Source organism: Candidatus Cardinium sp. cBcalN2, from assembly GCF_022810445.1.
GTDB lineage: Bacteria > Bacteroidota > Bacteroidia > Cytophagales > Amoebophilaceae > Cardinium.
Genome location: NZ_JAACGD010000082.1, coordinates 1 through 277, shown reverse-complemented (window position 1 = coordinate 277; position 277 = coordinate 1). Strand labels below are relative to the sequence as shown.

1 protein-coding gene is annotated in these 277 nt (G+C 40.1%); it reads left to right on the top strand.

Going from position 1 to position 277, the window contains the following annotated elements:
• Nucleotides 1–41 precede the first annotated feature (41 nt).
• A partial coding sequence (locus tag MUW74_RS02445; RefSeq protein WP_243553049.1) for a hypothetical protein occupies nucleotides 42–277 on the top strand: 236 nt, incomplete at its 3' end.

The following is a 277-nucleotide window of genomic DNA, read 5'->3' as shown; positions in this document are numbered from 1 at the left end:
CCATGGTTTTAAGTGAAGAGACTTTAGCTAAACTTAATAGCATGGTTTCTTCAGAAGAAGTCATCAAATATTTCGGTGAAAACCTAGATATCAATGCAAGAGCTTCAGATGGTTCGACTTTTTTCATGCATCTAACGCAAGAAGATGGTGCACTTTCCGCTGATCGTACTACCAAACTTATTCCCCCAGAGAACAAAAAAGTTTGGGACTGGTTTCTAGAAAAGGCAGACCTGAATGCAAAGAATAATGATGGAGAAACCGCCTTGATGCTAGCAGC